This window comes from Pseudomonas sp. NPDC089569 (assembly GCF_050280625.1).
Lineage (GTDB): Bacteria > Pseudomonadota > Gammaproteobacteria > Pseudomonadales > Pseudomonadaceae > Aquipseudomonas.
This window is the reverse complement of sequence record NZ_JBNNVQ010000015.1, coordinates 26,454-50,037: the sequence shown is the minus strand read 5'-3', so window position 1 is coordinate 50,037 and position 23,584 is coordinate 26,454. Positions and strand designations below refer to the sequence as shown.

The following is a 23,584-nucleotide window of genomic DNA, read 5'->3' as shown; positions in this document are numbered from 1 at the left end:
TGGTCCCGCTAAGTGTGAAATGGTTTTCAAGCCTGCATTTCGCTGATGCCGGCCAGTGTGAGGGCCGCGGCAAGGTGATCGACCTGCCGCTGCTCAGTGTCTTTGATCTGTTGCAATTGCTGGCCCAGGGTGGGTGCGCCGAATATCCCGCGCAAACCCTGGGAAACATCGCCGGACCTGATCGACTGACTGCCAAAGGCGTTCAGTGAATCGCGCTCCGCACTGCTGTTCTGATTGAACAAGGCCGACAGCGTGCTGCTGGCGAATACGCCACCATCGCCACCGCCGAAGCCCAGGAAGCCTTGCGCCGAACCATCACCGCTACTGTCGCTGCTGCTGAACACCTGTGCGATGAAACTCGGACTCATGGCTCCGTTGTTGATGAAAATATCCCCCAACGGCCGAATGCCGTTGCCCAGTTCCCGTTGCTCGAACAGTGGCGCAAAGGTCAGCGGTGAACCGAGATCGCCCGTCGGCGGCGCGAAAACCACTGGTTGCAGCGGCAGATTTGGCGCAGGCGGCGGTGCAACCGGGTTGCTGCTACGGAACGCAGGATCCGGCGTCACCACGACAACCGGCGTAATCGGCGTGATCACGGGCGGTACGGTATTGATCGCAAAGTTGTCGGACTGATTGACGCCACTGCCACTGTTGCCCACCACATCGCTGACGCCCGCGCTGTTGATGCTGATCGTGTTGCGGGTGCTGTTGACGTTGGTATTGGGTGTCAGGGTCGCTGTCCAGGTCTTGCCGCCATCGCTGCTGCTCAGGTTGGACAAGGTGCCGTTGTCGACGCTGATGTCCGAAAGGTCAAAGCCGCTGACCGCTTTGCTGAACGTGATGGTCACCAGTGAAGTCTGGCCGACGCCCATGTTCGGGTTGGAAATCACCACCGTGGCGCTTGGGCGCTCGCTGTCGAGTGCGTAGTTGTTCGAAACCGCCACCGTGTCGCCGGCGTTACCCGCCAGGTCCGACACATTGCTCGTGTCCAGGGCGATGAAATTGCTCGGGTGAGTGATGTTGGCGGTCGGCGTGAAGGTCGCCGTCCAGGTCTTGCCCCCGTCACGGCTGGTCAAGTTGCTCAGTTCGCCGTTGGCAACACTCAGGTCGGACAGATCGAAGTCACTCACCGCCTCGCTGAAACTGAACGTCACGGTGGTGCTCTGGCCGATGCCCAGATGCGGATTGGCGACCACGATCTCCACGGTAGGCCGAGCCGCGTCGAGGATGTAGTTGTTGGAAAGGGCGATGCTCGCGCCGAGGTTGCCGGCAGCGTCCTGCACGCCACTGGTGTCGAGCACGATCAGGTTGGTCGCATCGCTGATGCCGGCAGTCGGCGTCAGGGTCGCGGTCCAGGTCACCCCGCCGTCGCTGCTGCTCAGGTTCGACAACACACCGTTGGCGACGCTGATGTCCGACAGATCGAAACCACTCACTGCCTCGCTGAAGGTGATGGTTACCAGCGAGGTTGCACCGATGCCCAGGCGATTGTCGGCAACCACGATGGTGGCGGTCGGCAGTGCGGTATCGATAGCGAAGGTGTTGGAGTCGGTGGTGCCGGTGCCGGCATTGCCGGAGGCGTTGATCACTCCCGTGTTATCGAGGGTGATCAGGTTGCCGGTGTGGGTGATGTCCGCAGTCGGTGTGAAGGTCGCCGTCCAGGTGATGCCGCCGTCGCTTGACGAGACGTTGCTCAACGTACCGTTGGCGATGCTCAGGTCGGCATTGCTGAAACCTGTGACCGCCTCGCTGAAGGTGATGGTCACCAACGACGTTTCACCGGCCTTGAGCGCCGAGTCTGCGACCACAATGGTGGCGCTCGGCACAGCAGTCTGTACCAGGTAGTTGGCGGAGTTGGTGACACCAGTGCCGGTGTTGCCCGCCAGATCAGTCACGCCACTGTTGTTCAAGGTGATGAGGTTAGTGGTGTCGGTGATTCCGGCGGACGGCGTGAAGGTCGCGGTCCAGGTAATGCCGCCGTCACTCGACGAGAGATTGCCGAGGGTACCGTTGGCGACACTCACGTCGGAATTGTCGAAACCGCTGACCGCTTCGCTGAAGGTAATGGTCACCAGCGACGTTTGCCCAGGGCGCAGATCGGTGTCGGCCATGACAATGGTCGCGGTCGGGCGCTGGCTGTCGATCGCGTAATTGTTCGAATCGGTGGTGCCGGTGCCGGCATTGCCGGCCAGGTCGGTTATCCCGGTGTTGTCGAGCTGAACCAGGTTGCTGGTATCGGTAATACCCGCCGTTGGTGTCAGGGTTGCGGTCCAGGTGATGCCACCGTCGCTGCTGCTCACCGCACTCAAGGTGCCGTTATCAATGGTCAGGTCGGCGTTGGTGAAGCCAGTCACCGCTTCGCTGAACGTGATGGTCACAGTGGTCGTCTGGCCAACAGCGAGTGCGGTGTCGGCGACCACGATGGTCGCGGTCGGGCGCTGGGTGTCGACAGCGAAATTGTTCGAGTCGGTGCTGCCGATACCGGCATTGCCGGCACTGTTCTGCACTCCGGTATTGTCCAGAGTGATCAGGTTGCTGGTGTCGGTGATGCCTGCCGTCGGCGTGAAGGTCGCCGTCCAGGTGATGCCGCCGTCGCTGCTGCTCACCGCACTCAGCGTGCCGTTAGCGATGGTCAGGTCGGCATTGGTGAAACCGGTGACCGCCTCGCTGAAGGTGATGGTCACCAACGAGGTTTCGCCGACCTTGAGCGCCGGGTCGGCGACCACGATGGTGGCGGTCGGCACCACTGTGTTGATCGTGAAGTTGGCGGAATTGGTCGTACCGAAGCCCGTGTTTCCGGCCAGATCGGTGATGCCGGTATTGTTCAGGATGATCAGGTTGGTCGAATCACTGATCCCGACGGTCGGGGTGAATGTCGCTGTCCAGGTGATGCCGCCATCACTGCTGCTCACCGTGCTCAGCGTGCCGTTGGGGATGCTCAAGTCGGCGTTGGTGAACCCGGTCACGGCTTCGCTGAAGGTGATGGTCACCAGCGAGGTCTCTCCGGCACTCAGCGTTGGATCGGCCATGACGATGGTCGCAGTCGGACGCTGGCTGTCGACCGCGTAATTGTTCGAATCCGTGCTACCGCTGCCGGCGTTACCCGCCACATCGCTGACGCCAGTGTTGTCCAGGGTGATCAGGTTACTGGCGGCGGTGATAGCTGCCGCTGGCGTGAAGGTCGCCGTCCAGGTGATGTTGTCCGAAGTGGTCAGGCCGCTGAGGGTGCCATTGTCCACGGTCAGGTCGGCCAGGCTGAAACCGGTCACTGCCTCGCTGAACGTGATGGTTACCAGCGAGGTCTGGCCGATGCCGAGTGCGGTGTCGGCGACCACGATGGTCGCGGTCGGTCGCTGGGTGTCGATGGCGAAATTATTCGAGTCGGTGGTGCCGCTACCGACGTTGCCGACCGCGTTCTGCACCCCGGTATTGTCCAGGGTGATCAGGTTGCTGGTGTCGCTAATGTTCGCGGTCGGCGTGAAGGTCGCCGTCCAGGTGATGCCGCCGTCACTGCTGCTCACCGTGCTCAAGGTGCCGTTGGCGATGGTCAGGTCGGCGTTGGTGAAGCCGAAGACCGCCTCGCTGAAGGTGATGGTCACCAACGAGGTCTGACCGATAGCCAGGTTGGGGTTGGCGACGATGATGCTCGCTGTCGGGCGCACCGTGTCGATCACGAAATTGGCCGAGTTGGTGGTACCGCTGCCGGCGTTGCCCGCAAGATCGGCGATACCGGTATTGGCCAGGGTAATGACGTTGGTGGCGTCGTTGACGCTTGAGTTCGGTGTAAAGGTCGCAGTCCAGGTGATGCCACCGTCACTACTGGTTACCGCCGTCAGGGTGCCGTTGGGAATGGTCAGGTCGGCGTTGGTAAAACCGGTGACGGCTTCGCTGAAGGTGATGGTCACCTGCGTGGTTTCGCCGGCAATGAGGTTGCTGTCGGCAAGCACGATGGTCGCGGTCGGACGCTGCGAGTCAATGGCGTAGTTGTTCGAATCGGTGGTGCCGCTGCCGGCGTTGCCCGCCAGATCCTGGACCCCGGTGTTATCCAGGGTGATCAGGTTGGTGGCATCGTTGATGCTTGTGGTCGGCGTGAAGGTCGCGGTCCAGGTAATGCCGCCGTCGCTGCTGCTGACCGCGCTCAAGGTGCCGTTTTCGATGCTCAGGTCCGCGTTGGTGAAGCCGGTGACTGCCTCGCTGAAGGTGATGGTCACCAGCGACGTCTGACCGATGGCCAGGTTGGGGTTGGCCACCACGACGGTCGCGGTCGGATGCTGGGTGTCGATGGCGTAGTTGTTCGAATCGGTGGTGCCGATGCCGGTGTTGCCCGCTGCATCCGTGACCCCGGTGTTGTCCAGGGTGATCAGGTTGGTGGCATCGGTGATGTTCGCGGTCGGCGTGAAGGTCGCCGTCCAGGTGATGCCGCCGTTGCTGCTGCTCACTGCACTCAAGGTGCCGTTGGTAACGATCAGGTCAGCGTTGGTAAAACCGCTGACCGCCTCGCTGAAAGTGATGGTCACCAGCGAGGTTTCCCCGACTTTCAAGGCATTATCGGCTACCACGATGGTCGCGGTCGGACGCGCCGTGTCGATGGCGTAGTTGTTGGAGTCGGTGGTGCCGCTGCCGGTGTTGCCGGCCGTGTCTCTGATGCCGGTGTTGTCCAGCGTAATGACGTTGGTGGTGTCACTGATGTTGGCGTTTGGCGTCAGTGTGGCCGTCCAGGTGATACCGCCGTCGCTGCTGCTCAGGCCCGACAACGTGCCGTTGGCCACGGTCAGGTCGGCGGTGGTGAACCCGGTGACCGCCTCGCTGAAGGTGAGGGTCACCAGCGAGGTTTCACCGGCCGCAACGCTGGTGTCGGCCACAACGATGGTCGCGGTCGGCCGCACGGTATCGATCGCATAGGTGTTTGAGGTGGTCGTGCCGCTGCCGGTGTTGGTCGAGGTATCGGTATAAAGGGTGTTGTCCAGGGTAATGACGTTGCCGCTGCTGTTGTTGCCGGCAATTGGCGTCAGGGTCGCGGTCCAGTGGATGTTGTCACTGGTGCTCAGGTTACTCAGGGTGCCGTTGGACGCCGTCATGTCGGACAGGCTGAAACCGCTCACCGCTTCGCTGAAGGTGATGTTCACCGTCCCCGTGGCAGTGGTACTCAGCGTAGGGCCGGAAACCGTGATGCTCGCCGTCGGCCGTACCGTGTCGATCGTGTAGTTGTTGGACGACGAAGTGCCGATGCCCGACAAGCTGTTCGAGATGCCAGTGACACCGGTATTGTCCAGGACTATCTGGTTGGTGGTACTGGTAACGCTGGCATTCGGGGTGAACGTTGCGGTCCAGGTGACACCGCCGTCGCTGCTGCTCACCGCACTCAAGGTGCCATTGGCAACCGTCAGATCGGCGTTGCTGAAGCCTGTCACCGCCTGGTTGAAGGTAATGGTCACCAGCGAGGTGCTGCCGATGTGCTGGGCAGGCGTCGAAACCACAATGGTCGCGGCGGGGTTTGGCGCATAGGCGGTATCAAACCTCGCACCGGCATCATTGAACAAGCCATTGACCGCAGTTGGAGAGATGCCTGACTGGGCTGCACTGGCAAGGCCGCCGGCCCCACTGGCACCCTTGTTGGCACTGCCCCCCAAGGCCGCGTAGTTGGCCGCCGTGATCAACACCGAGCCTTTGTTCCAGATGCCACCGACACCCTGGCCACCGTCGCCGCCGTTCAAGGTGGTACCGCTGCCATTTGCCGAACCGCCACCGCCACCGCCGCCGGCACCGATGTTGCCGGAGATCGTCGAAGTGCCGATTATGGTCAGCTTGCCGCTGCTGGCGTTGTAGATGCCGCCGACTGCCGCACCACCCTTGCCGCCGGTGGTGTTCCAGCCCGCACCGCCGCCACCGCCGCCGATCGACAGGCTACCAGAGGCAGCGGTACCGCCAGCGGAACCGTTGGAATAGCCATAGGGGTTGGTCGAGGCGGTACCGCCCGTGCTGGAACCACCATGGCCGCTCATGGACGCCAGGTTGTAGCTGCCACCCGTACCACCCTGGTTGGCCGAGCCCGCCGTTCCAGCATAATTGCCATAACCGAAGCCGGCGCTGCCGCCGTGGCCGCCGATGCCACCGCCCACCGCCCCGCCGCCACCGCCGCCACCGCCGACCACGGGGTTGATCACACCGCCACCACCGCCGCCGCCCGAAGCCGCGTTCGCCGTTACGCTGACGTTGTTCAATGTCAGGTCGCCGAAGTTGCTGATGCCCGCGCCCAACGAGTTGGCAGCGGCGGCTCCGCCATTGCCACCATTGCCGGCGATCAGTCCGCGAGTGATCACCAGGCCGTCGAAAGTCACGGTGGTTCCCGCGTTGACCTTAATGACGCTGGTCTTGTACTGCCCGTCCAGGGTGACATCGGCGATGCCGTCCTGGTTCAGGTCACCGGCGACAGTGATGTTCTTGCTGACCACCAGTTGGCTAGTCAACGAAACAGTCATGGCGTTGTTGAAGGTGACGATATCGCCGTTCTGCGCCAGGGCCAGTTCGGCGCGTAACGATCCGGCCCCCGAGTCGTTGCCGTTGGTCGCAGTCCAGGTCGCCAGGCCCCACTGGTATTCGCTCATGGCCTGTTTCGACAGCACGTTGACGCTTTCGATATTGCCGGTGGCGATTTCCAGATCCCAGTCGCCACCCACACCGGTGCGATTGTTCGAGGCCGCCACGTCGCGCCCGGTCATCTGGGCCAGGGAATCGACGAAACTCAGGCCCCGGTCGCCCTCGGCGGTGTAGCAGCCGTAGATCAGGATGTCGCCGCCAACGTTCATGTCCTTGCCGATCTGCGCCAGGATGGCGCTGCGCTGGGCGACGTTGTCGGCCGACAGGTAGCTGTTGCCCAGCCACAGGTCGCCGGCGTTGCCGTGGGCGATGATCTGCACCGAGCTGACACCCTGATGCTGATCGAGGTAACCGGCAATCTGCTGCAAGCCATCCTTGCCGGCCTCCAGCTTCACGACTTGAGTGCCGGGAGCGACGCCTTTGAGCAGGCTGTCGGCGTCCTTGACCCGGGAATCGACGAACACCACGCTTTGGCCCGGCACCGCGACGGGGCTGGCGGCGGGCGTGGCATCGGCCTGGCCGTGGGTGTCCTTGCTGGCGGCTGGCTGGTCGGCCGTCGGCGTCTTTGCGGCATCTGCCGTGGTGTGGCTGTCGGCCTGGGCAGCGCTGTCGGCTACGGTAGCGGCGACAGCACCGTCGAACAGCATGCGCGGTTCCAGCGACATGATCATGGGCGCTGCCAGCGTCCGTTGGCCTTCCATTGCCTTCGGCTTGGCCTTTGCCCCGCCCAGAATCTTCCACCACATGTTGCTCACCCGAACTCGAACGAATGTACGTGACGCATCAATGAAAACGCCGCGATCAACCGATCGCGGCGTCGGACTTCATACGAATGACATTGGCGGCGCTGGCGGTGCCATCGAGCCAAAAGGACAAATCGGAATACTGCTTGAACAGGTCCGGCGGCAGGATGGTGCGCCTGGACTGTATGTCGACCCTGGGTTTGACCTTGTGCAGGCCGGCAACGCCCAGGGCCTGATCGAATTCCGGCGCATCGTAGGCCAGGTGCTCGAAATCGTGTTCGAACCAGGGCTCACCGACAAAGTCGTAGACCAGTCGCATCACCTTCTCCGGCGCGCTGGTCAGCAGGTCGTAATCGACGATCAGCAGTGAATCGGCATGCTCACCGTAATAGGCTTCCTTGAGCGCCGCCCAGGCAAAACCCACCAGACGGTTGCGTTGCGCCAGGGTTTCGCAGCGGCTGTAAACGGTATTGCGCTCGGCGGCATCGCCGAACAGCTTGGTGTTCTCGTAAGGGTTGGCGCGATACAGCCGCTCAAGACTGTCCATGATCCAGGCGACATTGCGCACGCAGGCGATGACTTTGGCCTTGGGGAACAGATCGCTGATGGCCGGCAGTCGCGCGCTCCATTGGCGATTGGTGTCGAACACCACCGATTTGTCGGTCTTGTCGGCGTAGTAGGAATCGAAGAGGCCGCGCAACAGGCGACGGCGCATGGCTGTATCGATGACCGCTCCGTACTCGCTGCCGGCGCTGCATTGATCAAGGATGCCGCTAAACAGGGCACCGACCGGGCTGGTCATGCCGGCATGAAAGCGCGGGTTCTGCAACAAAATGGCAGAAAGCAGGGTCGAGCCCGAGCGCGGCAAGCCGGAAATAAAGTGGAATTGGTGCAAGTTCCTTCACCGTATATGCAATTCCTTTTGTAGGACAAATCCTAGCCGATGGGGGAACCTGCGACTAGTGGTAATTTGACATCAGTTGAATTCAAACTGACCGACAATCGCAGTTTTTATAACCAGAACACAAAATTTACGTTCAACGGCCATTCGCTCAGGGATGACTTCCCCCCGACAGGTACAACCGCGCAGTGGCACCTCCGGCTCGCATGTCATGTTGCAGATGCCATTGAGCCGGCAACGGCACGAACTCGTCCGGGATGTCGGCGGTGCCAATCAGCCAGACCCGCGAAGTGCCCTTGGGCAGATCGCCGAGACTGTCCAGGTACACGTCGGCAGTGGTCAGGGTGCCGAAGCCATAGTCGTTCGGCCGGCTGGACGTACCGTCAGGTCGCGGCGGGGTGTACAGCAAGGGCTTGGCGTCGCTGCGGTTGTAGTAGACGTAACACAAGTACCAAAGCATATCGCTGGTGACGATCTGGTCGCCGGGCTGAACCTGCCGGTTCACATCATCGATCATGACACTGATCTGATCACGAACGTCCACCGTGGCGTTGTTCTTCAAACCCACCAGTTCGACCCCGGCAAACAGCACCAGCAGCATCAGCGCCAGCACGCGGGCATCGGTGTACAGACGATCGATGGCCAATGCCACCAGCATCGGCAGCCCCAGGGCGAACGCTGTGAGGTAGCGCTCAATGAACATCGGCGAAATGAACGACACCGCAAACACCAGCAGTATCGGGACGAAGGTGTAGATCGCCAGCAAAACGCTGCCTCGGGCCACGCTTCGATCCCGCACCAGCGCAATCGCAGCCACGAGCGGCAAAGATAGCGGCAGCACGGAAAATACCAGCAGCGGCAAGTGCTCGCCGTCGTCCTGAATCAGCAGCGACCAGACCATCGATGGCAGGGAATACAGGGTGACCGGGTCTTCCCAGCCCACATCGCCATTGGCCTTGAGCAGGTCGATGTGCTGCAACAGGTTGAACAGCTGCGGCAGCCATGGCAGGTACAGCGCGACGATCGCCAGGTTCGCCAGCCACCAGTCACCACGCTGGATGTGCCCCAGTCGATGGCCCGGTTTGACGCGCAGGATGACCAGGTACAACCAATGACTGAGCGCACACAGGACGGCGAAGTAATGGGTATACAACGCTGCACTCATCAGCACGGCATAAATTGCCAGATAACGTCGGCGCCCCGGCTGCCTTATCCAGTACACCAGCGCAAGAGTCGCGCCCAGAAGCAACAGCCCCAGCAGCGAATACATGCGTACTTCCTGGCTGTAGCGCACGGCCGTGGGCAGCAGCGCCAGCAGGACACCGGCCAGTATCGCGGCGCGACGGGTCGCGAGCCGGTCTACCAGCCATATGCCGAGCCCGACAGAAGCGATTCCGGGCAAGGCGCTGAGGCAGCGGATGGAGAATATTCCGTCGCCGAACAACGCCATCCAGCCATGCAACAGCATGAAGTACAGCGGTGGATGTACATCGTAGGCCGCGTGGTGCCAGATGTCGGGCAGGGTGTAACGGGCCAGCAGCAGGCTGGAGCCCTCGTCGCCCCAGATGGCGGCCGCCGTCAGGTCATAAAAACGAACGATCGCGGCCAATACCAGAATCGGTAGCAGCCAGTGCTCCCGCGCCCAGCGGATCAGCGGCAACACACCATTGGCGAAGCCGGAATTGGCATGTGGCTCTTGAGTGCCGCTCAGTGGTGTTTCTCTGCGCGCTTCCATTGCCTCCCCTTGCAAAGATCAGTGACCAGCACGGTTGATTTTGGGTTCACTTTAGACCCTGCGCCCGAGCACCGTCGATGCTGGCCCGATAATGCAACGCCATCAGGCAACACTTGCCAGTTGCAACTCTTTTAGAAAGCTAGAAGCCGCTTTCCCTGATCCCCAGCGCCGCCAGGCGTCGCCAGGCAACGCCCAGCAATGACTCGCCGCTGCCCTGCAGCACGGCCACACCCCGCAGCGGCTGCACAGGCGTCGGTGCAGAATCCAGAGCAGTCAACCGCGCCCCATATTGGGCCTGCACCGGTTCGGCCCGTTGATGCTCGTCACGACGCACGGCAATCGGCCCGTGGTGATCGGAGGTCAGCGCTTGCTGATCGATAAAAGCCACGCCATTGGTGTCGATTTCACTCAATTGCACCGCCATCGCCGGACGCATCGGATCGTCGGCGATAAAACGCCCGGCGGCACCCGGCGCCACGCGCCAGAGTTCGGCTTCGGCCAGATATCCGCGCAATCGCACACCCTCCTCGACCACACGGGCCAACGGTTCCTGGGTGGAGAGCCAGCGTCCCGGCGCCCATTGCGGCAACAGATCGCGCACGACTCCCGCATGGGGTGCACGCAACAGCAATCGCTCGCGCTGGGCAGTCAGTCCACGGTACTCGGCCACGGCCTCGGCCAGGCGCTGCTCGACGATACCGGCATCGGCGGCGGTTTCACTGCGGCTGGCCTGACGACGCATCAACAACTGCTGAATGCGGATTTCCCGGCGCACGATGGCCTGGCGAGAGTCCAGATCCGGTGACTCGAGCTCGATCAGTACATCGCCTTGGGCGACCGGCTGACCATCATGCACATTCACCGTTTTGATCCGTGCCGCGACCGGCGCATGCAGGGTGCTGACACGGCCGGCTTCCAGCATTGCCGGCACCTCCACCGCGCTGCGCCATGGCACCACCAGCACCAGCAACAGCCCCAGCACCGCCAGGCTGCTGAGCAGCACCCGTGCCCCGTGCGCCTGCTCCCGGCGACTCCACCATTGGCGCCATTCACTCATGATGGGTACAACGATGAACCACACCAGCTCCACCAGCATCAGGAAAATCCCCAATACCTTGAAGAACAAGTGGTATACCGCCAGGGCGATTCCGAAAAACAATGCCGCGCGCCATAACCACGAACCGTACCCCCAGATCAGCAAACGCCGTTGCATATTCGGTGACCAGGGCTCCGGTGCCGCCGCACCGTAACCGAACAGGAATTCGCGCAGGCGCCAGCGACACAAGGCAAATGCCCGGCCCTGCAGGTTGTCGACCTGCCAGAGGTCACTGAGCAGGAAATAGCCGTCAAAACGCATGAACGGGTTGAGATTGACCACCAATGTGGTGATCCAGGTCGCACTGGCCAGCATGAACGCAGCGGTGCGTGCCGGCCCGTCGGGCAGCAGCGACCACGCCAATAACGCCATGCACGCCAGCAGCAATTCGGCCAGCACGCCACCGGCGCCGATCAGCAGGCGCGCACGGCGATCATTGACCCGCCAGGCATCGCTGACGTCGGTGTAGAACATCGGCAACAGCACCATGAACGCCACGCCCATGCTCTGAACCCGGCACCCGGCGCGCTTGGCCATGAAGGCATGGCCGAACTCATGGCACAGTTTGGCGAAGAACAGCGCCACGCCAAAAGCCAATGCACCGCCGAGACTGAACAAATGCGGGAACGTGGCGACAAAGCGTTGCCAGTCCCGCGACACCAGAAACACCCCAAGCCACAGCACCGCAGGCAACCCGTAACGCAGCATCCCGGGACCGAAACGTTCCAGGTGCGGCCAGGCGCGATTGAGAAAACGCTCCGGGCGCCACAGCGGAATGCGGAAAAACAGGTACTGATGCAACAGCATTTGCCACAGGCTCCGGCGCCCGGCGGCAGCCTTGAGGCTGTAACTGGCCCGCTGCTGTGGATCAAGCGCGGTAATCAGGTCGTGGCTGCGCAAAAACGCCAGCAACTGCTCAAGTTCGGCGCCATCGAGCGCCAGCCCCGGCTCGCGATTGGCCGCTTGCAGGACTTTCTCGGCATCGCCCAACGACCAATGGCGCAACAATCGCATCGCGGCGCTGCCGAGCTTGAAATAACGTCCGCGCACCGGGTCCGCCAGCGTCCAGCAGGGCGAGCCGTCCAGTGCCGGTGCCGCGGCGGACAATTGCAGGTCAGGGCGCAGGTCGGGCAGGATCACCTAGAACCCCACACTCTGGCGCAAGCCCGCCAGAGGCCGACGCAGCAGGTACAACGCCAGCGGTGCCCGGTCACCGAAGATCTTCGCCGTACCGCGCAAACCGATCCTGGGAGGCGCAGCATCGAAGTTGGCATCCAGGCGATAGGCCAGTTGCCCGCCGGCCGTGGGTTGCGCTTCGTAGGCCGAACGTTCGAGCCGGGCCAGGTGTCGCTGCAACGGATCACTGTCCAGGAACAACGCGACTTCGGCACCGGGCTCCAGGGTGATCGCGTCCCCCACCGCCAGCTCGATACGCAATTGCGCCTGCTTGGGGTCCGCGAGTTCCATCAGCCGCTCTCCGGTCTGAACCGGCTTGCCGGTCCAGCGCTCGGCATCGGCGAATACCGCGATACCGTCGAGTTCGGCACGTACTTCGCTGCGCTTGAGCAGTTCACGGGCATAGTCGAATTCGGCGCGTTTCTGTTCGACCCGGGCGGCCAGCAGATCCACCTTGGAACTGGACTCGGCATCGGCGAACGATCGCTGGGAATTGGCCTTGAGCTCTGCTTCGGCCACCCCGAGCGCACGTTCGGCGACATCGGCCTGGGCCTTGAGCGTGGTGCTTTCAAAACGCAGCAACAGGTCACCGGTTTTCACGACCTGATTGGGCTTGACCAAAAACTCGGCAATGACGCCATCCAGTGGCGCAGCCACCACCCGACCACCTAATGGCACCACTTCAGCCGGTGCCAGCACCGATTGGCGCACCGGGATCACCAGACCGAGCAACAGCACGGCTACCAGCGCCAGCTGATGCTTGCGGGTCCAGCGCAAGCGCCATGGCTTGCGCGGTTGCAAGGCCAGCCAGGCATGACTGAAGGTGTCGCCCAGTTGCGACAGCAGGACCTGTTCAGCGGGGTTCCATGGCAGGTCGCGAGCCAGCCACAGGCCGCCGAATACGCTGCCCTGCCGATCGATCAGCGGCAGCCAGAACACGTGCGCGGCAGACAGGCTTTGCCAGTCGGCCCGCAACGGCTCGCTGAGCACGTCCGGCGCAATCACCCGCGCCTGCTGCAACAACTCGTGCTTGAACAACTGCGAAACCGCCTGTTCGACGAATGCCACAAACGGGGCGTTCGGCTCCAGCGCGGTGACGCCGGTCACGGCTTGCACCTTGCCGGCGATCACCAGTGCCGCATGGCGAAATCCAAACAGCGCCTGGCCGTCATTGACCAGGCTGTAGGCCAACTGTTCAGGTGTGCGCGCTGCGCGAGTCAGGCGTTCGAGGTCGAGAAACCGCGCAAATACCTGCTCCGCGCCGCCATTGACCGGGGCGTTCACTTGGACTCCGGGAAATGCGCAGTGCCGCTCATGCCCGACAACAGTCCACTGGCGCTGGGCACGCTGGCCACCAGCAACAGCGTCTGGCTGCCTTCGTCGATCCGCGCGCCCAGGAGTTTGACGGTAGCGTTCAATGGCTGACCGGTTTCATCTGGGACAAAACTGAAAACCTGGCCGGGTTTGAGCCTGGCCATCCAGCGTGACGGCACCAGCACATGAATCTCCAGCGTGCGATTGTCGACCACGTCCAGCAACGGTGCGCCGGCAGCTACGCTTTCGTAGCGCTGCACTTTGCGCTCCACCACCTGACCGTCGAAGGGTGCCAATACGCTGCAACGCTTGACCTGTACCTGATAAACCTGGGATTGCGCCTGGGTCTCGCTGACCTTGGCCTCGGCCCGCGCCACCTCGAAGCGGCCGACGGAATTGAGCGCCGCCAGTTGTCGATTGTGGGCCAGCTCCTCACCGGCACCACGGCTGGCCGCCTGCGCGGCATTGAGCTGCGCCTGGTAGGCCGAGCAATCGAAGCGCGCCAGGGTATCGCCCTTTTTGAACGACTCCCCTTCGCTGAAGGGCAAATCGACAATCCGTCCGGACAGCTCACTGGCCAGCACCGCCTGATCCCGGGCACGCAGGACGCCGCGCGCCTCGGCCTTGGCCTGCGCATCGCCCGAAGCGTTGTTGTCGAGCAGCGGATCGTCTGCCACAGGCGTCTGCGCCTGCACCAGACCCGCCACCAGAAGTAACCCCAAACCCCACACACCGAAACGCCGCATAACCGCTACTCCCTGTCGGATGAGCGGAGTCTACGGCAGCGGAATTTGCCGTCAAGCCAATGGCCATCATTGCGGGTGGATTAACGCTGGGCCGTCTGCGCCAACGGGTATACCGACTCCCACCCGCCACCCAACGCCTTGAACAGGCCGACCGCCGCCAGCGAGACGCCGGTGGAGCTTTCCACCCATTGTTCCTGGGTAGCCAGCAGAGCGCCTTGTACGGTGAGTACGTTGACGAAATCCACCACGCCCTCAACGTACTGCCGTTGTGCGGTCTGCAAAGCGATCCGGTTTTGCCGCACGGCTTCGGCCAGGCTGTCGCGGCGCAGTTGGCTGGCGTTATAGGCGCTCAACTGGTCGTCGATCTCATGCCAGGCGCGCAGCACGGTTTGCTGGTAGGCAATGGCCGCTTCCTGTTGCTGGGCTTCGCGCAGGTTCAACACGCCGCGCAGGCGCCCGCCGTCGAACAGCGGCAAGCTGAACTGCGGACCGATGCCGAAGGTGCGCGAACCCCAGGAACCGAAATCGCCCAGCTGCAGGGCTTGCGAACCGACATTGCCCGACAGAGTGATGCGCGGATAGAAATCGCCCTTGGCCACGCCAATGCTGGCGGTCGCCGCATGCAGGCGGGCCTCGGCCTGACGAATGTCCGGGCGGCGCTCGGCCAGTTGCGACGGCAGGCCAATGGCGACCTGATGCGGCGTCTGTGGCACCGGCGCGTCTGTGGATAACTCGACGGCCAATGCCTGCGGCGGTTCGCCCATCAGCAGGCTCAAGGCATTGATCAATTGCGACTGGCGCTGTTGCAGCGCAGGCAAGCGCGATTCGATGGCCGCGACTTGCGCGGCGGCCTCGGCGACGTCCAGATCGGTGGCGACACCGTCCGCCAGGCGCAGCTGCGACAACTCCAGGCTGTGACGGGCGACCTCAAGGTTCTGTTCAGTGACCGCGCGGGTGTTCTGCACGCCGCGCAGTTGAATGTAGTCCTGGGCGGTTTCGGCCAACACCGAGATCAACACACCACGACGGTCGTTTTCGGCGACTTCCAGGGTGGCGTCGGCGGCTTCGGTTTCGCGGCGCACGCGCCCCCACAAATCCAGCTCCCAGGCAGCAGAGAAACCCGCATCCCACAGGTTGAACGTCGATTGGCCATTGTTCCCCGATGGGTCGAGCAACCCCTCGCCGCTGTTGCGTTTACGGGCATAACCACCGGTGGCGGCCGTTGTCGGATACCGGTCGGCGGTCACCACCTGGCGCACCGCGCGGCTTTGCTGCAAGCGACTGCCGGCGAGCTTCAGGTCGAGGTTGTCGGTCAGTGCACGCTGGCTCAAGGCCGAGAGTTTCGGGTCGTTGAACATCTCCCACCAGCGTTCGCCGATTGTCTCGTCGACGGCCCGGCTGGCTGCGGCGTTAGAGGGTTTCGACCATTGCGTCACCTGCACAGCCTCGGGTTTGTGAAAGTCCGGGCCGACGGTGCAGGCTGAGAGGCTCAATGCAAGCAAGGCGCTAGTGATGAGTCGAGGCTGATGGCCTCTTCGCGGGCAAGCCCGCTCCCACAGGGTTATCGGTTGGTCGCAAGTTTTGTGTTCACACCCGCCTATTGTGGGAGCGGGCTTGCCCGCGATGGCGGCAGTACAGTCGACAAAAAAAATCATTGCTGAACAACCTCTTGCCCGACACCCACACTGGCCGTGTCAATCTTCGCCTCCACCGACATCCCCACCCGCAACCGCTCGGCCAAAGGCTGCCCCGGCTCCAGAACAATCTTGACCGGAATCCGCTGCACAACCTTGGTGAAGTTGCCCGTCGCGTTGTCCGGCTTGACCGAGGCGAAGGTCACGCCGGTGGCCGGGGCGACGCTCTCGACACGACCATTGAGCACGGCGCCATCAAAGGTATCGACCCGCACCTGCACCTTCTGGCCCGGCTGCACATGGGTCAATTGGGTTTCCTGAAAATTGGCCACTACATAAGCCTGCGCCAAGGGCACCACCGCCAACAGCTTGCTGCCCGGCGTGACATAAGCGCCCACGCGCACGGCGCGCTCACCGACCATGCCGTCCTGCGGCGCGACGATGCGTGTGTAGGACAGCTCATAGCTGGCCATTTCCAGCTTTGCCTGCGCGCGCTGCAAACCGCCTTCGGCGCCGTCGCGCTGTGCCGTCAGGATGTCTACCTGCTTGCGCTCGGCGGCCAGCACCGCCGTCACGTTGGTCAACCGTGCGCTGGCCTGATCGATGCGCGTACGCGCCTGCTGCGCATTCTGTACCGTACCGGCGCCGACCCCGGCGAGGTGGTTGTAGCGGTTCAGTTCATGTTCGGCGAACGCCATTTCGGCCTTGGCCGACACCACGCTGGCCTGCGCCTGAGCGATTACCGAAGCCTGCCGCTCCAAGGTCGCCCGGGCATTTTGCAGTTGCGCCCGGGCCACCAGCGCTTCGGCGGCAGCCGCATCGGCGGCGGCGCGCAGGTCGCGGTCATCGATCAACGCCAGCAACTGTCCGGCCTTGACCTGCTGGTTGTCTTCGACCAGCACCTGCTTGATGAAGCCGGCCACGCGCGGCACCACCAGGGTGTAGTCCGCCGAGACAAAAGCGTCGTTGGTGCTCTGCTGCGTGCGCTGGCCGAACAGGCCGGGGGCCAGCAGATAAACCACTGTGCCCACCGCGATCAGCACGGCAACGCCCACGGCCACTTTTTGCTTCGATTGAGTCGTCATAAAAACCTTCAGTTTCAGTGGAGCATTCAGGACGGTGCGCGCGGCGGATAAATCCGCGTCGGCAACCAGAAAATCAGCAGGATCAGCGTCACCGCGACACCGGCCATGCACAGGTAAAGATCCGAGGCGGTCAGCACCACGGCCTGCTCATGCAGGCGATGGGCAAGGCCTGTGCTGTCGGCATCGACCAGAGGTGAATTGCCGAGGTGGTCGACCAGCATCGTCGAATGAAAGTGCAGGCGCGCGGTGGTCAGTGCTTCGAGCACACCCGTGGCGATCACCGATGCCAGGCCTTTGACGGTGTTGAACCAGGACGACGCGAACGGCCCGTCCATCGGGTTGATGCTACCGGTCGAGAGCATCAGCAGCGGCAGCACGGCCATGGGCTGGCCAAAGATCTGCAGCAGTTGCAGCACATAAAAATCGTCGCGTATCCACGCCAATGTCAGCTGCGATCCACCGAGGCAGGAAAGCACCAGCATGCTCAGGCCGATCCCCAGCACCCAACGGCAATCCACCCAGCGGAAATTGCACAGCGTCGCCACCAACGGCAGCGCGATCAATTGCGGCAGCGCCGCCAGCAGTGTGATGGGCGCGGTCTGCACCGGGCGATAACCCTGGACCTGCGCCAGGTAGCTGGACGGAATGATGACCACGGCCAGCAGCACCACCAACACGCCAGCCAGGGTCAGCAACGCGAACGAGAGGTTGCGGATGCCGAGCATCTGCATCTTGAAAAACGGGATGGGCTGCGACCATTCATTGATCAGAAACAGCACCAGCAATAGCGTCCCGCCCACCAGCAGGCCGCTGATCAGGCTCGACTCGAACCAGTCCAGCCGATTGCCCTGCAAAATGCCGATCACCAGCATGCAGATCGCCGGGAACCCCAACAGCAGGCCGCGCCAGTTGAACTGTTTGAAACGCTCCAGTCGCAGCGGGTCCTGGGGAATGCCCCAGGCCATGGCGACCATGGCGATCAAGCAAGGCACGACGATTTGCCAGAAGGTCCATTGCCAACCGACATACTCGGTCCACAACCCCGCCAGCGGCGTGCCCAATCCAGGTCCGAAGGTGGCTGTCAGGGTATAGCCGGCCAGACCGTACAACTTCACATTGGCCGGCAGAAAACGCAGGGCAACCGTCATAAGCATGGGGGGCAGCGCGCCACCGGCCAGGCCCTGCAATGTGCGCAAAACCAGCAGGCTTTCGTAGTTCGGGGCCAGCGGGCACAACACGCCCAGCAGGGTGAACACGCCGATCGCGCAAAGGGTGAAGCGCCGCAGCGAGAAGGTCACCGAACACCAGGGCGCGAAGGCCATAGCCGCCACCGAGGTCGCCGTGTAACTGGCGACCAGCCAGGTGCCCTCGTCGTAGCCGATGGACAAACCGCCGCGTATATCGGCCAGGGCGACCTTGGTTACCATCTCATTCAGGCCCGAAACCAGCACGGCCAGCAGCACGCCCACCAGGCCGATAATGATCCTTGGACCAAAAACCACAGGCGCGGCGGGCGGTAATGGCGCAGCCAAAGGCGCCGTGGCCGTCAGAGAGGTCATCGGTTCGAAACTCCGAAAATCAGGAAGGTTGCAGTCTACGAATGGCAATCACTGACGAAAACTGACTTATCGGCAATGTATAAGTGCGCCAGACGCAGCAATTGAAGGTCTGTGCCGGACACCCGGCTCACGAAAAAGGAGGAGAGAAACTATCACCGCCGCGTCAGGTGCAACACCATCCATAGGTGTTAAGGCCGGGCCGATTGCCAGGTCTCGTCGCAGCAGCTTTTCAGTGTCTCGCGCAGCCAGCGGTGCGCCGGATCATTGTCGAATCGGGGATGCCAGGCCTGGGTCAGCATGATGGTCGGCAACGGCACCGGCAGGGTGAACGAACGCAACTTCAGGCCCAGCCGGCGAACGCTCAACAGCGTTTCCCTGGGCACCGGCAGAATCAGGTCAGTGTCCGGCAAGGCGAACATGGCCGCATGAAAGCTCGGCGCGATCACCGCCACCCGCCGCTCCAGCCCCAAGGTGTTCAGAGCCGTGTCGATAGGCCCGCGCGCAATGCCGCGGCGCGACATGCTGATATGGGGAAATCCGGCAAAACGCTCGGCAGTGATCTCCTCATCGAGCAGCGGATGGTCCTCGCGCACCAGGCCGACAAACTGGGTGGAAAACAGGTTCTGCACTTTGACTTCCGGCATCAGCGGCCGGTTGTTGCTGACGCTCAGATCGATGCGACCCTCGCGCAAGGCCTCGTCGTCGCCATCGCCCTCCGGCACGAAGCGCAGCTCGCAATGCGGCGCCTGGCGCTCCAGGGTGTCGAACAGCCTGCCGCCGAAAATACCGATGAAGAAATCGTTGGCCCGAATACTGAAGCGCCGACGCAGACTGCCCAGATCCACGACACGGGCCGAGTGAAACAACTGTGCGGCCTGCTCCACCAGATCCCGCACCTGCTCACGCAGTTCCAATGCCTTGGGCGTGGGCACCAGACCCCGCCCGGCGCGCACCAGAATCGGATCGCCAATGGCCTCGCGAATACGCGTCAACGTCCGGCTCATCGCCGCCGGACTCAAATTCATCCGCCGCGCCGCCCCCACCACACTGCCCTCGTCGAGCAAGGCGTCGAGGGCGACCAACAGGTTCATGTCCGGTAGTTGCATGGTGAGCACTCGTGGCTGGTCATGATTAATCCAGACGCAATGCTAGCAAACCCTCCCACTGTAGGAGCGAGCACGCTCGCGATGAACTCATGAGCACCGCGTTTAACCAGTGAGCACGCGTCATCGTTAACGACCATCGCGAGCATGCTCGCTCCTACAGGTGTGGCGTGTTTCGGAATTAGCGCACCATCCCCCACCGCTTCACCGTCACCCGCTCCAGCGAATCAAACACCAGATTCTCCACCAGCAACCCAATCAGGATCACCACTGCCAACCCCGCAAACACCTTGTCCGTGTAAAGCTCGTTGCGGTTCTGGAAGATGTACCAGCCCAGCCCGCCCTTGCCGCTGGTGGCGCCGAAGACCAGTTCGGCGGCGATGAGGGTGCGCCAGGCGAAGGCCCAGCCGATTTTCAGGCCGGCGAGGATCGAGGGCAGCGCCGCCGGGATCAGGATGAACAGCACCAGGCGCAAGCCCTTGAGGCCGTAGTTGCGTCCGGCCATGCGCAGGGTTTCCGAGACGCCGAGGAAGCCTGCGTAGGTGTTCAGCGCCAGCGCCCAGAGTACCGAGTGCACCAGTACGAAAATCAGGCTGTTCTGCCCCAGGCCGAACCACAGCAGCGCCAGCGGCAGCAGGGCGATGGCCGGCAGCGGGTTGAACATCGAGGTCAGGGTGCTGAGCAGGTCGCGCCCCAGTTGCGTCGACACCGCCAGCGTGGTCAGGGCAAACGCCAGGACGATGCCGATCAGGTATCCCTTGAGCAGCACCACCAGCGAAATCCACACCTTGCCCAACAACTCGCCGCTGAGCAGACCGTCGTACAGCGCGTGCGCGGTTTGCATGAAACTCGGCAACAACAGGTCGTTATTCTGGTAACGAGCAACGACCTCCCACAACACGGCGAGCACAATCAGGATCAGACCTTTGCGCAACCAGCCTTGCTGCCACAGGCGCTGGCCAAAGGGCAATTCACGCTCCAGCGGTACGCTGGTCAGTGGCTGTAAATCGATTTCGAACGCTTCACGCGGGGATGATAAGTGGCTCATCGGGCTTTCCTCTGAACGAGTTCAATACGCGATACGGATGTCGGCGAAGCCCAGCTCATGCTCGGTTTGCGCTGAATGGCCTTCATCGAACAACAAGCGATGAATGCGCCGCGCCGATTCCTGAAATGCCACGCCTCCCAGACTGTGCAAATCGTATTGATGGCTGTGTACCTCGGCCCGCACCCGCCCCGGATGCGGCGACAACAGCAGGATACGATTGCCCACCACCAGTGCTTCTTCGATGGAGTGGGTGACAAACAGCAACGTGAAGCGCACTTCCTCCCAGAGCAGCAGCAATTCTTCCTGCATCTTGCGCCGCGTCAGGGCGTCGAGGGCGGCGAAGGGTTCGTCCATCAAGAGGATTTTCGGCTGCATGGCCAGCGCCCGCGCAATGGCCACCCGTGCCTTCATGCCGCCCGACAGGGTGTGCGGATAGGCATCGGCGAACGCCGCCAGCCCCACTTTTTCCAGATAGTGCAGCGCCCGTTCCTCAGCCTCCTTGCGCTTGAGGGTTTTGGACGCCAGTAGCGGGAACATCACGTTCTGTTTGACGGTTTTCCACGGTGGCAGTTGATCGAACTCCTGGAACACCACGATTCGGTCCGGCCCCGGCGCATCGACGCGCTGGCCTTGCAGACGGATCTCGCCTTCCACTGGCTGGATGAATCCGGCAGCGGCCTTGAGCAAGGTCGACTTGCCGCAGCCGGACGGACCGAGCAGCACAAAACGATCCGCCGGGTCGATATCGAAACTGACCTGATGAGTCGCCCGCACCACGCGCTGCGGCGTGCGGTATTCAAGACTGACCTTATCGACCGACAGCAGTGCCTGGACGGCTGTCGCGTTGGGTTTGCTGACCGTGTGGTCTTGCAAAGGAGCGTTCATGGCGATCAGCTCCCTTGCAGCGGTTTGGCGTCCTGGAAGAAGTAGTCCTTCCACGAATCCGGTTTGTTTTTGATCGCGCCCACACGGTAGAGAAACTCGGCCAGCGGGTAGGTGTTTTTCGGCGTGACACTGAATTCGAACTGCGGGTTGTCGATGATTTTCAGCAACGCGGCGCGGTCGATTTTCGCCTTGGTGACACGGATGTAAGTGTCCGCCGCCGCCCCCTTGTCGTTCTGGGCGAATTGCGCGGCTTCGGTCAGCGCGTCGATGAAGGCTTTGTAGGTTTTCGGGTTGTCGTTGCGGAATTTCTCGGTAGCGAACAACACCGTCGGCGAGTTCGGGCCGAGCACGTCATAGGAATTGAGCACCACGTGCACGTTCGGATTTTCCAGCGCCTGGTCCTGGAACGGCGGGTTGGAGAAATGCCCGGTCAACTCGGTGCCACCCGCCACCAGTGCCGCCGTGGCATCGGGGTGCGGAACGGCGATGGTGTACTTGTCCAGACGATTGAACTCCTTGTCGCCCCACTGTTTGGCCGCTGCGTATTGCAGGAAGCGCGACTGCACCGAAACGCCCACCGCCGGCACCGCGATGCGGTCCTTGTCGGTGAAGTCGGCGATGGTCTTGACCTTGGGATTGTTGCTCACCAGGTAGTACGGGAAGTTACCCAGCGAAGCCACGGCCTTGACGTTCTGCTTGCCGTGGGTGCGATCCCAGATAGTCAGCAAGGGGCCGACGCCGGCACCGGCAATGTCGATGGAGCCTGCGAGCAACGCATCGTTGACCGCCGCGCCGCCGGAGAGCTGGGTCCAGTCGACCTTGATGTCGATGCCTTCCTGCTTGCCATGCTTCTCGATCAGGTTTTGATCGCGGACCACGTTGAGCAACAGATACACGATGCCGAACTGTTCGGCGATGCGGATTTCACCCTCGGCGTGGGCCACCGTCGGCGCCACCAGGCTGCCGGCGATCAGGCTGAAACCCAGGCCGATGGCGGCGGCCAGTGGTGCGAATGGAAGACGTTTGGACATGGTCGAATCTCCGAAAAATCAGTAAGGCGCGTCGCCCTGGATGGTGGTGCGATACAACTTGCGGCGCAGATGGCTGGGGCATCCGGCGGCGAGGTGGATCAGCGAACGGTTGTCCCAGAACACCAGGTCATGGGGCTGCCACTGATGGCGGTAGATGTTCTGCGGCAACACGCTGTGGGCGTAGAGCTCGGCCAGCAGCTGCTGGCTTTCGTCCTCCGGCAGGCCAACGATGCGGGTGGTGAAGCCCTCGCTGACGAACAACGCCTTGCGGCCATTCTCCGGGTGAGTACGCACGATCGGGTGCACCACTTCGGCCACTTGGGCGAGCTGCTCCGGGGTCAGGGTCGGGCGCCAGTTGCCTTCGAATTTTGTTTCGCTGTAACGCGCTGTGTAGGAGTGCGCCGCCGAGCGACCCTCGACGGCTTTGCGCAGCGCCTCGGGCAGGTTGTCCCAGGCTTTGTGCATGTCGGCGAACAGCGTGTCGCCGCCCTCGCTCGGCAATTCCTGGGCGTGCAGCATCGAGCCCAGGCTCGGCAGTGCCTTGTAGGAGAGGTCGGAGTGCCAGAACTTGCCGGCGTCACCCAGGCCGATGTTCTGGCCGTTCTCGACGATGTTGGAAACGATGAGGATTTCCGGGTGATTGGCCAGCAGGAACTGCTTGAGCACATGGATCTGCAACACACCGAAACGGCGGCTGAAATCGATGTGCTGCTGCGGGGTAATGTGCTGGTCGCGGAACACCACCACGTGGTGATCCAGATGCGCGCGGTGAATGCGCGCGAAGTCCTGGTCATTGAGCGGGCGGGACAGGTCGAGGCCGATGATTTCGGCGCCCACCGCACCGCTGAACGGGCGGATTTCAAAGAATTGTGGCGCGATGACGGGCGATGCTGAAGCGGCTGGCATAAATCACTCCCACGTACGGCACGCT

Annotated in this window: 14 protein-coding genes; all 14 read right to left on the bottom strand. The window is 62.5% G+C overall.

The features are described 5' to 3' along the window. Positions 1–26: 26 nt before the first annotated feature. The 14 genes from ACQKP2_RS09745 to ACQKP2_RS09680 all read right to left on the bottom strand — a co-directional run bounded on the left by ACQKP2_RS09745 (position 27) and on the right by ACQKP2_RS09680 (position 23,559). Entirely contained in the window at positions 27–7,244 is a 7,218-nt protein-coding gene (locus ACQKP2_RS09745; RefSeq protein WP_427576094.1) for an Ig-like domain-containing protein, read from the bottom strand. Between the two features lie 154 nt (positions 7,245–7,398). Then, the gene (locus tag ACQKP2_RS09740) at positions 7,399–8,235 is read right to left on the bottom strand and encodes a sulfotransferase family protein (protein WP_427576058.1); all 837 of its coding nucleotides are present in this window, start codon (positions 8,233–8,235) and stop codon (positions 7,399–7,401) included. Positions 8,236–8,392: 157 nt separating this feature from the next. Next, on the bottom strand, positions 8,393–9,976 hold the full coding sequence (locus tag ACQKP2_RS09735) for a glycosyltransferase family 39 protein (protein WP_427576057.1): 1,584 nt from the start codon (positions 9,974–9,976) through the stop codon (positions 8,393–8,395). A 139-nt stretch (positions 9,977–10,115) separates the two neighbouring features. Continuing rightward, entirely contained in the window at positions 10,116–12,212 is a 2,097-nt protein-coding gene (locus ACQKP2_RS09730; protein WP_427576056.1) for a biotin/lipoyl-binding protein, read from the bottom strand. Further along, positions 12,213–13,532 (bottom strand): efflux RND transporter periplasmic adaptor subunit, encoded by a 1,320-nt coding sequence (locus ACQKP2_RS09725; RefSeq protein ID WP_427576055.1) that lies wholly within the window; start codon positions 13,530–13,532, stop codon positions 12,213–12,215. Then, on the bottom strand, positions 13,529–14,308 hold the full coding sequence (locus tag ACQKP2_RS09720) for an efflux RND transporter periplasmic adaptor subunit (protein ID WP_427576054.1): 780 nt from the start codon (positions 14,306–14,308) through the stop codon (positions 13,529–13,531). Before ACQKP2_RS09720 ends, ACQKP2_RS09725 begins: the two co-directional genes overlap by 4 nt. Before the next feature lie 80 nt (positions 14,309–14,388). After that, positions 14,389–15,963 carry an efflux transporter outer membrane subunit gene (locus ACQKP2_RS09715; RefSeq protein WP_427576053.1) on the bottom strand — a complete coding sequence of 525 codons (1,575 nt, stop codon included), beginning with the start codon at positions 15,961–15,963 and terminating at the stop codon, positions 14,389–14,391. Next, positions 15,960–17,027, bottom strand: coding sequence for an HlyD family secretion protein (locus ACQKP2_RS09710; protein ID WP_427576052.1), 1,068 nt, complete (start codon positions 17,025–17,027; stop codon positions 15,960–15,962). The genes ACQKP2_RS09715 and ACQKP2_RS09710 overlap by 4 nt, the downstream gene beginning before the upstream one ends. A 26-nt stretch (positions 17,028–17,053) precedes the next feature. After that, entirely contained in the window at positions 17,054–18,586 is a 1,533-nt protein-coding gene (locus ACQKP2_RS09705; protein WP_427576051.1) for an MFS transporter, read from the bottom strand. 188 nt (positions 18,587–18,774) lie between these two features. Then, entirely contained in the window at positions 18,775–19,692 is a 918-nt protein-coding gene (locus tag ACQKP2_RS09700; protein ID WP_427576050.1) for a LysR family transcriptional regulator, read from the bottom strand. Positions 19,693–19,870: 178 nt separating this feature from the next. Continuing rightward, a complete protein-coding gene (locus ACQKP2_RS09695; RefSeq protein WP_427576049.1) occupies positions 19,871–20,737 on the bottom strand; it encodes an ABC transporter permease in 867 nt (288 codons plus the stop codon). 21 nt (positions 20,738–20,758) lie between these two features. Continuing rightward, positions 20,759–21,622, bottom strand: coding sequence for an ABC transporter ATP-binding protein (locus tag ACQKP2_RS09690; protein ID WP_427576048.1), 864 nt, complete (start codon positions 21,620–21,622; stop codon positions 20,759–20,761). A gap of 5 nt (positions 21,623–21,627) precedes the next feature. Further along, entirely contained in the window at positions 21,628–22,653 is a 1,026-nt protein-coding gene (locus ACQKP2_RS09685; RefSeq protein WP_427576047.1) for an ABC transporter substrate-binding protein, read from the bottom strand. Positions 22,654–22,671: 18 nt separating this feature from the next. Beyond that, positions 22,672–23,559 (bottom strand): TauD/TfdA dioxygenase family protein, encoded by an 888-nt coding sequence (locus ACQKP2_RS09680; RefSeq protein ID WP_427576046.1) that lies wholly within the window; start codon positions 23,557–23,559, stop codon positions 22,672–22,674. Between the last annotated feature and the right edge of the window lie 25 nt (positions 23,560–23,584).

What these genes read in the sequence shown, in the direction of transcription:
- ACQKP2_RS09745 (WP_427576094.1), bottom strand. Translation starts at nt 7,244, where the DNA reads ATGCTGTTCGACGGTGCTGTCGCCGCTACCGTAGCCGACAGCGCTGCC.
- ACQKP2_RS09735 (WP_427576057.1), bottom strand. Translation starts at nt 9,976, where the DNA reads ATGGAAGCGCGCAGAGAAACACCACTGAGCGGCACTCAAGAGCCACAT.
- ACQKP2_RS09720 (WP_427576054.1), bottom strand. Translation starts at nt 14,308, where the DNA reads ATGCGGCGTTTCGGTGTGTGGGGTTTGGGGTTACTTCTGGTGGCGGGT.
- ACQKP2_RS09715 (WP_427576053.1), bottom strand. Translation starts at nt 15,963, where the DNA reads ATGATTTTTTTTGTCGACTGTACTGCCGCCATCGCGGGCAAGCCCGCT.
- ACQKP2_RS09710 (WP_427576052.1), bottom strand. Translation starts at nt 17,027, where the DNA reads ATGACGACTCAATCGAAGCAAAAAGTGGCCGTGGGCGTTGCCGTGCTG.
- ACQKP2_RS09705 (WP_427576051.1), bottom strand. Translation starts at nt 18,586, where the DNA reads ATGACCTCTCTGACGGCCACGGCGCCTTTGGCTGCGCCATTACCGCCC.
- ACQKP2_RS09700 (WP_427576050.1), bottom strand. Translation starts at nt 19,692, where the DNA reads ATGCAACTACCGGACATGAACCTGTTGGTCGCCCTCGACGCCTTGCTC.
- ACQKP2_RS09695 (WP_427576049.1), bottom strand. Translation starts at nt 20,737, where the DNA reads ATGAGCCACTTATCATCCCCGCGTGAAGCGTTCGAAATCGATTTACAG.
- ACQKP2_RS09690 (WP_427576048.1), bottom strand. Translation starts at nt 21,622, where the DNA reads ATGAACGCTCCTTTGCAAGACCACACGGTCAGCAAACCCAACGCGACA.
- ACQKP2_RS09685 (WP_427576047.1), bottom strand. Translation starts at nt 22,653, where the DNA reads ATGTCCAAACGTCTTCCATTCGCACCACTGGCCGCCGCCATCGGCCTG.
- ACQKP2_RS09680 (WP_427576046.1), bottom strand. Translation starts at nt 23,559, where the DNA reads ATGCCAGCCGCTTCAGCATCGCCCGTCATCGCGCCACAATTCTTTGAA.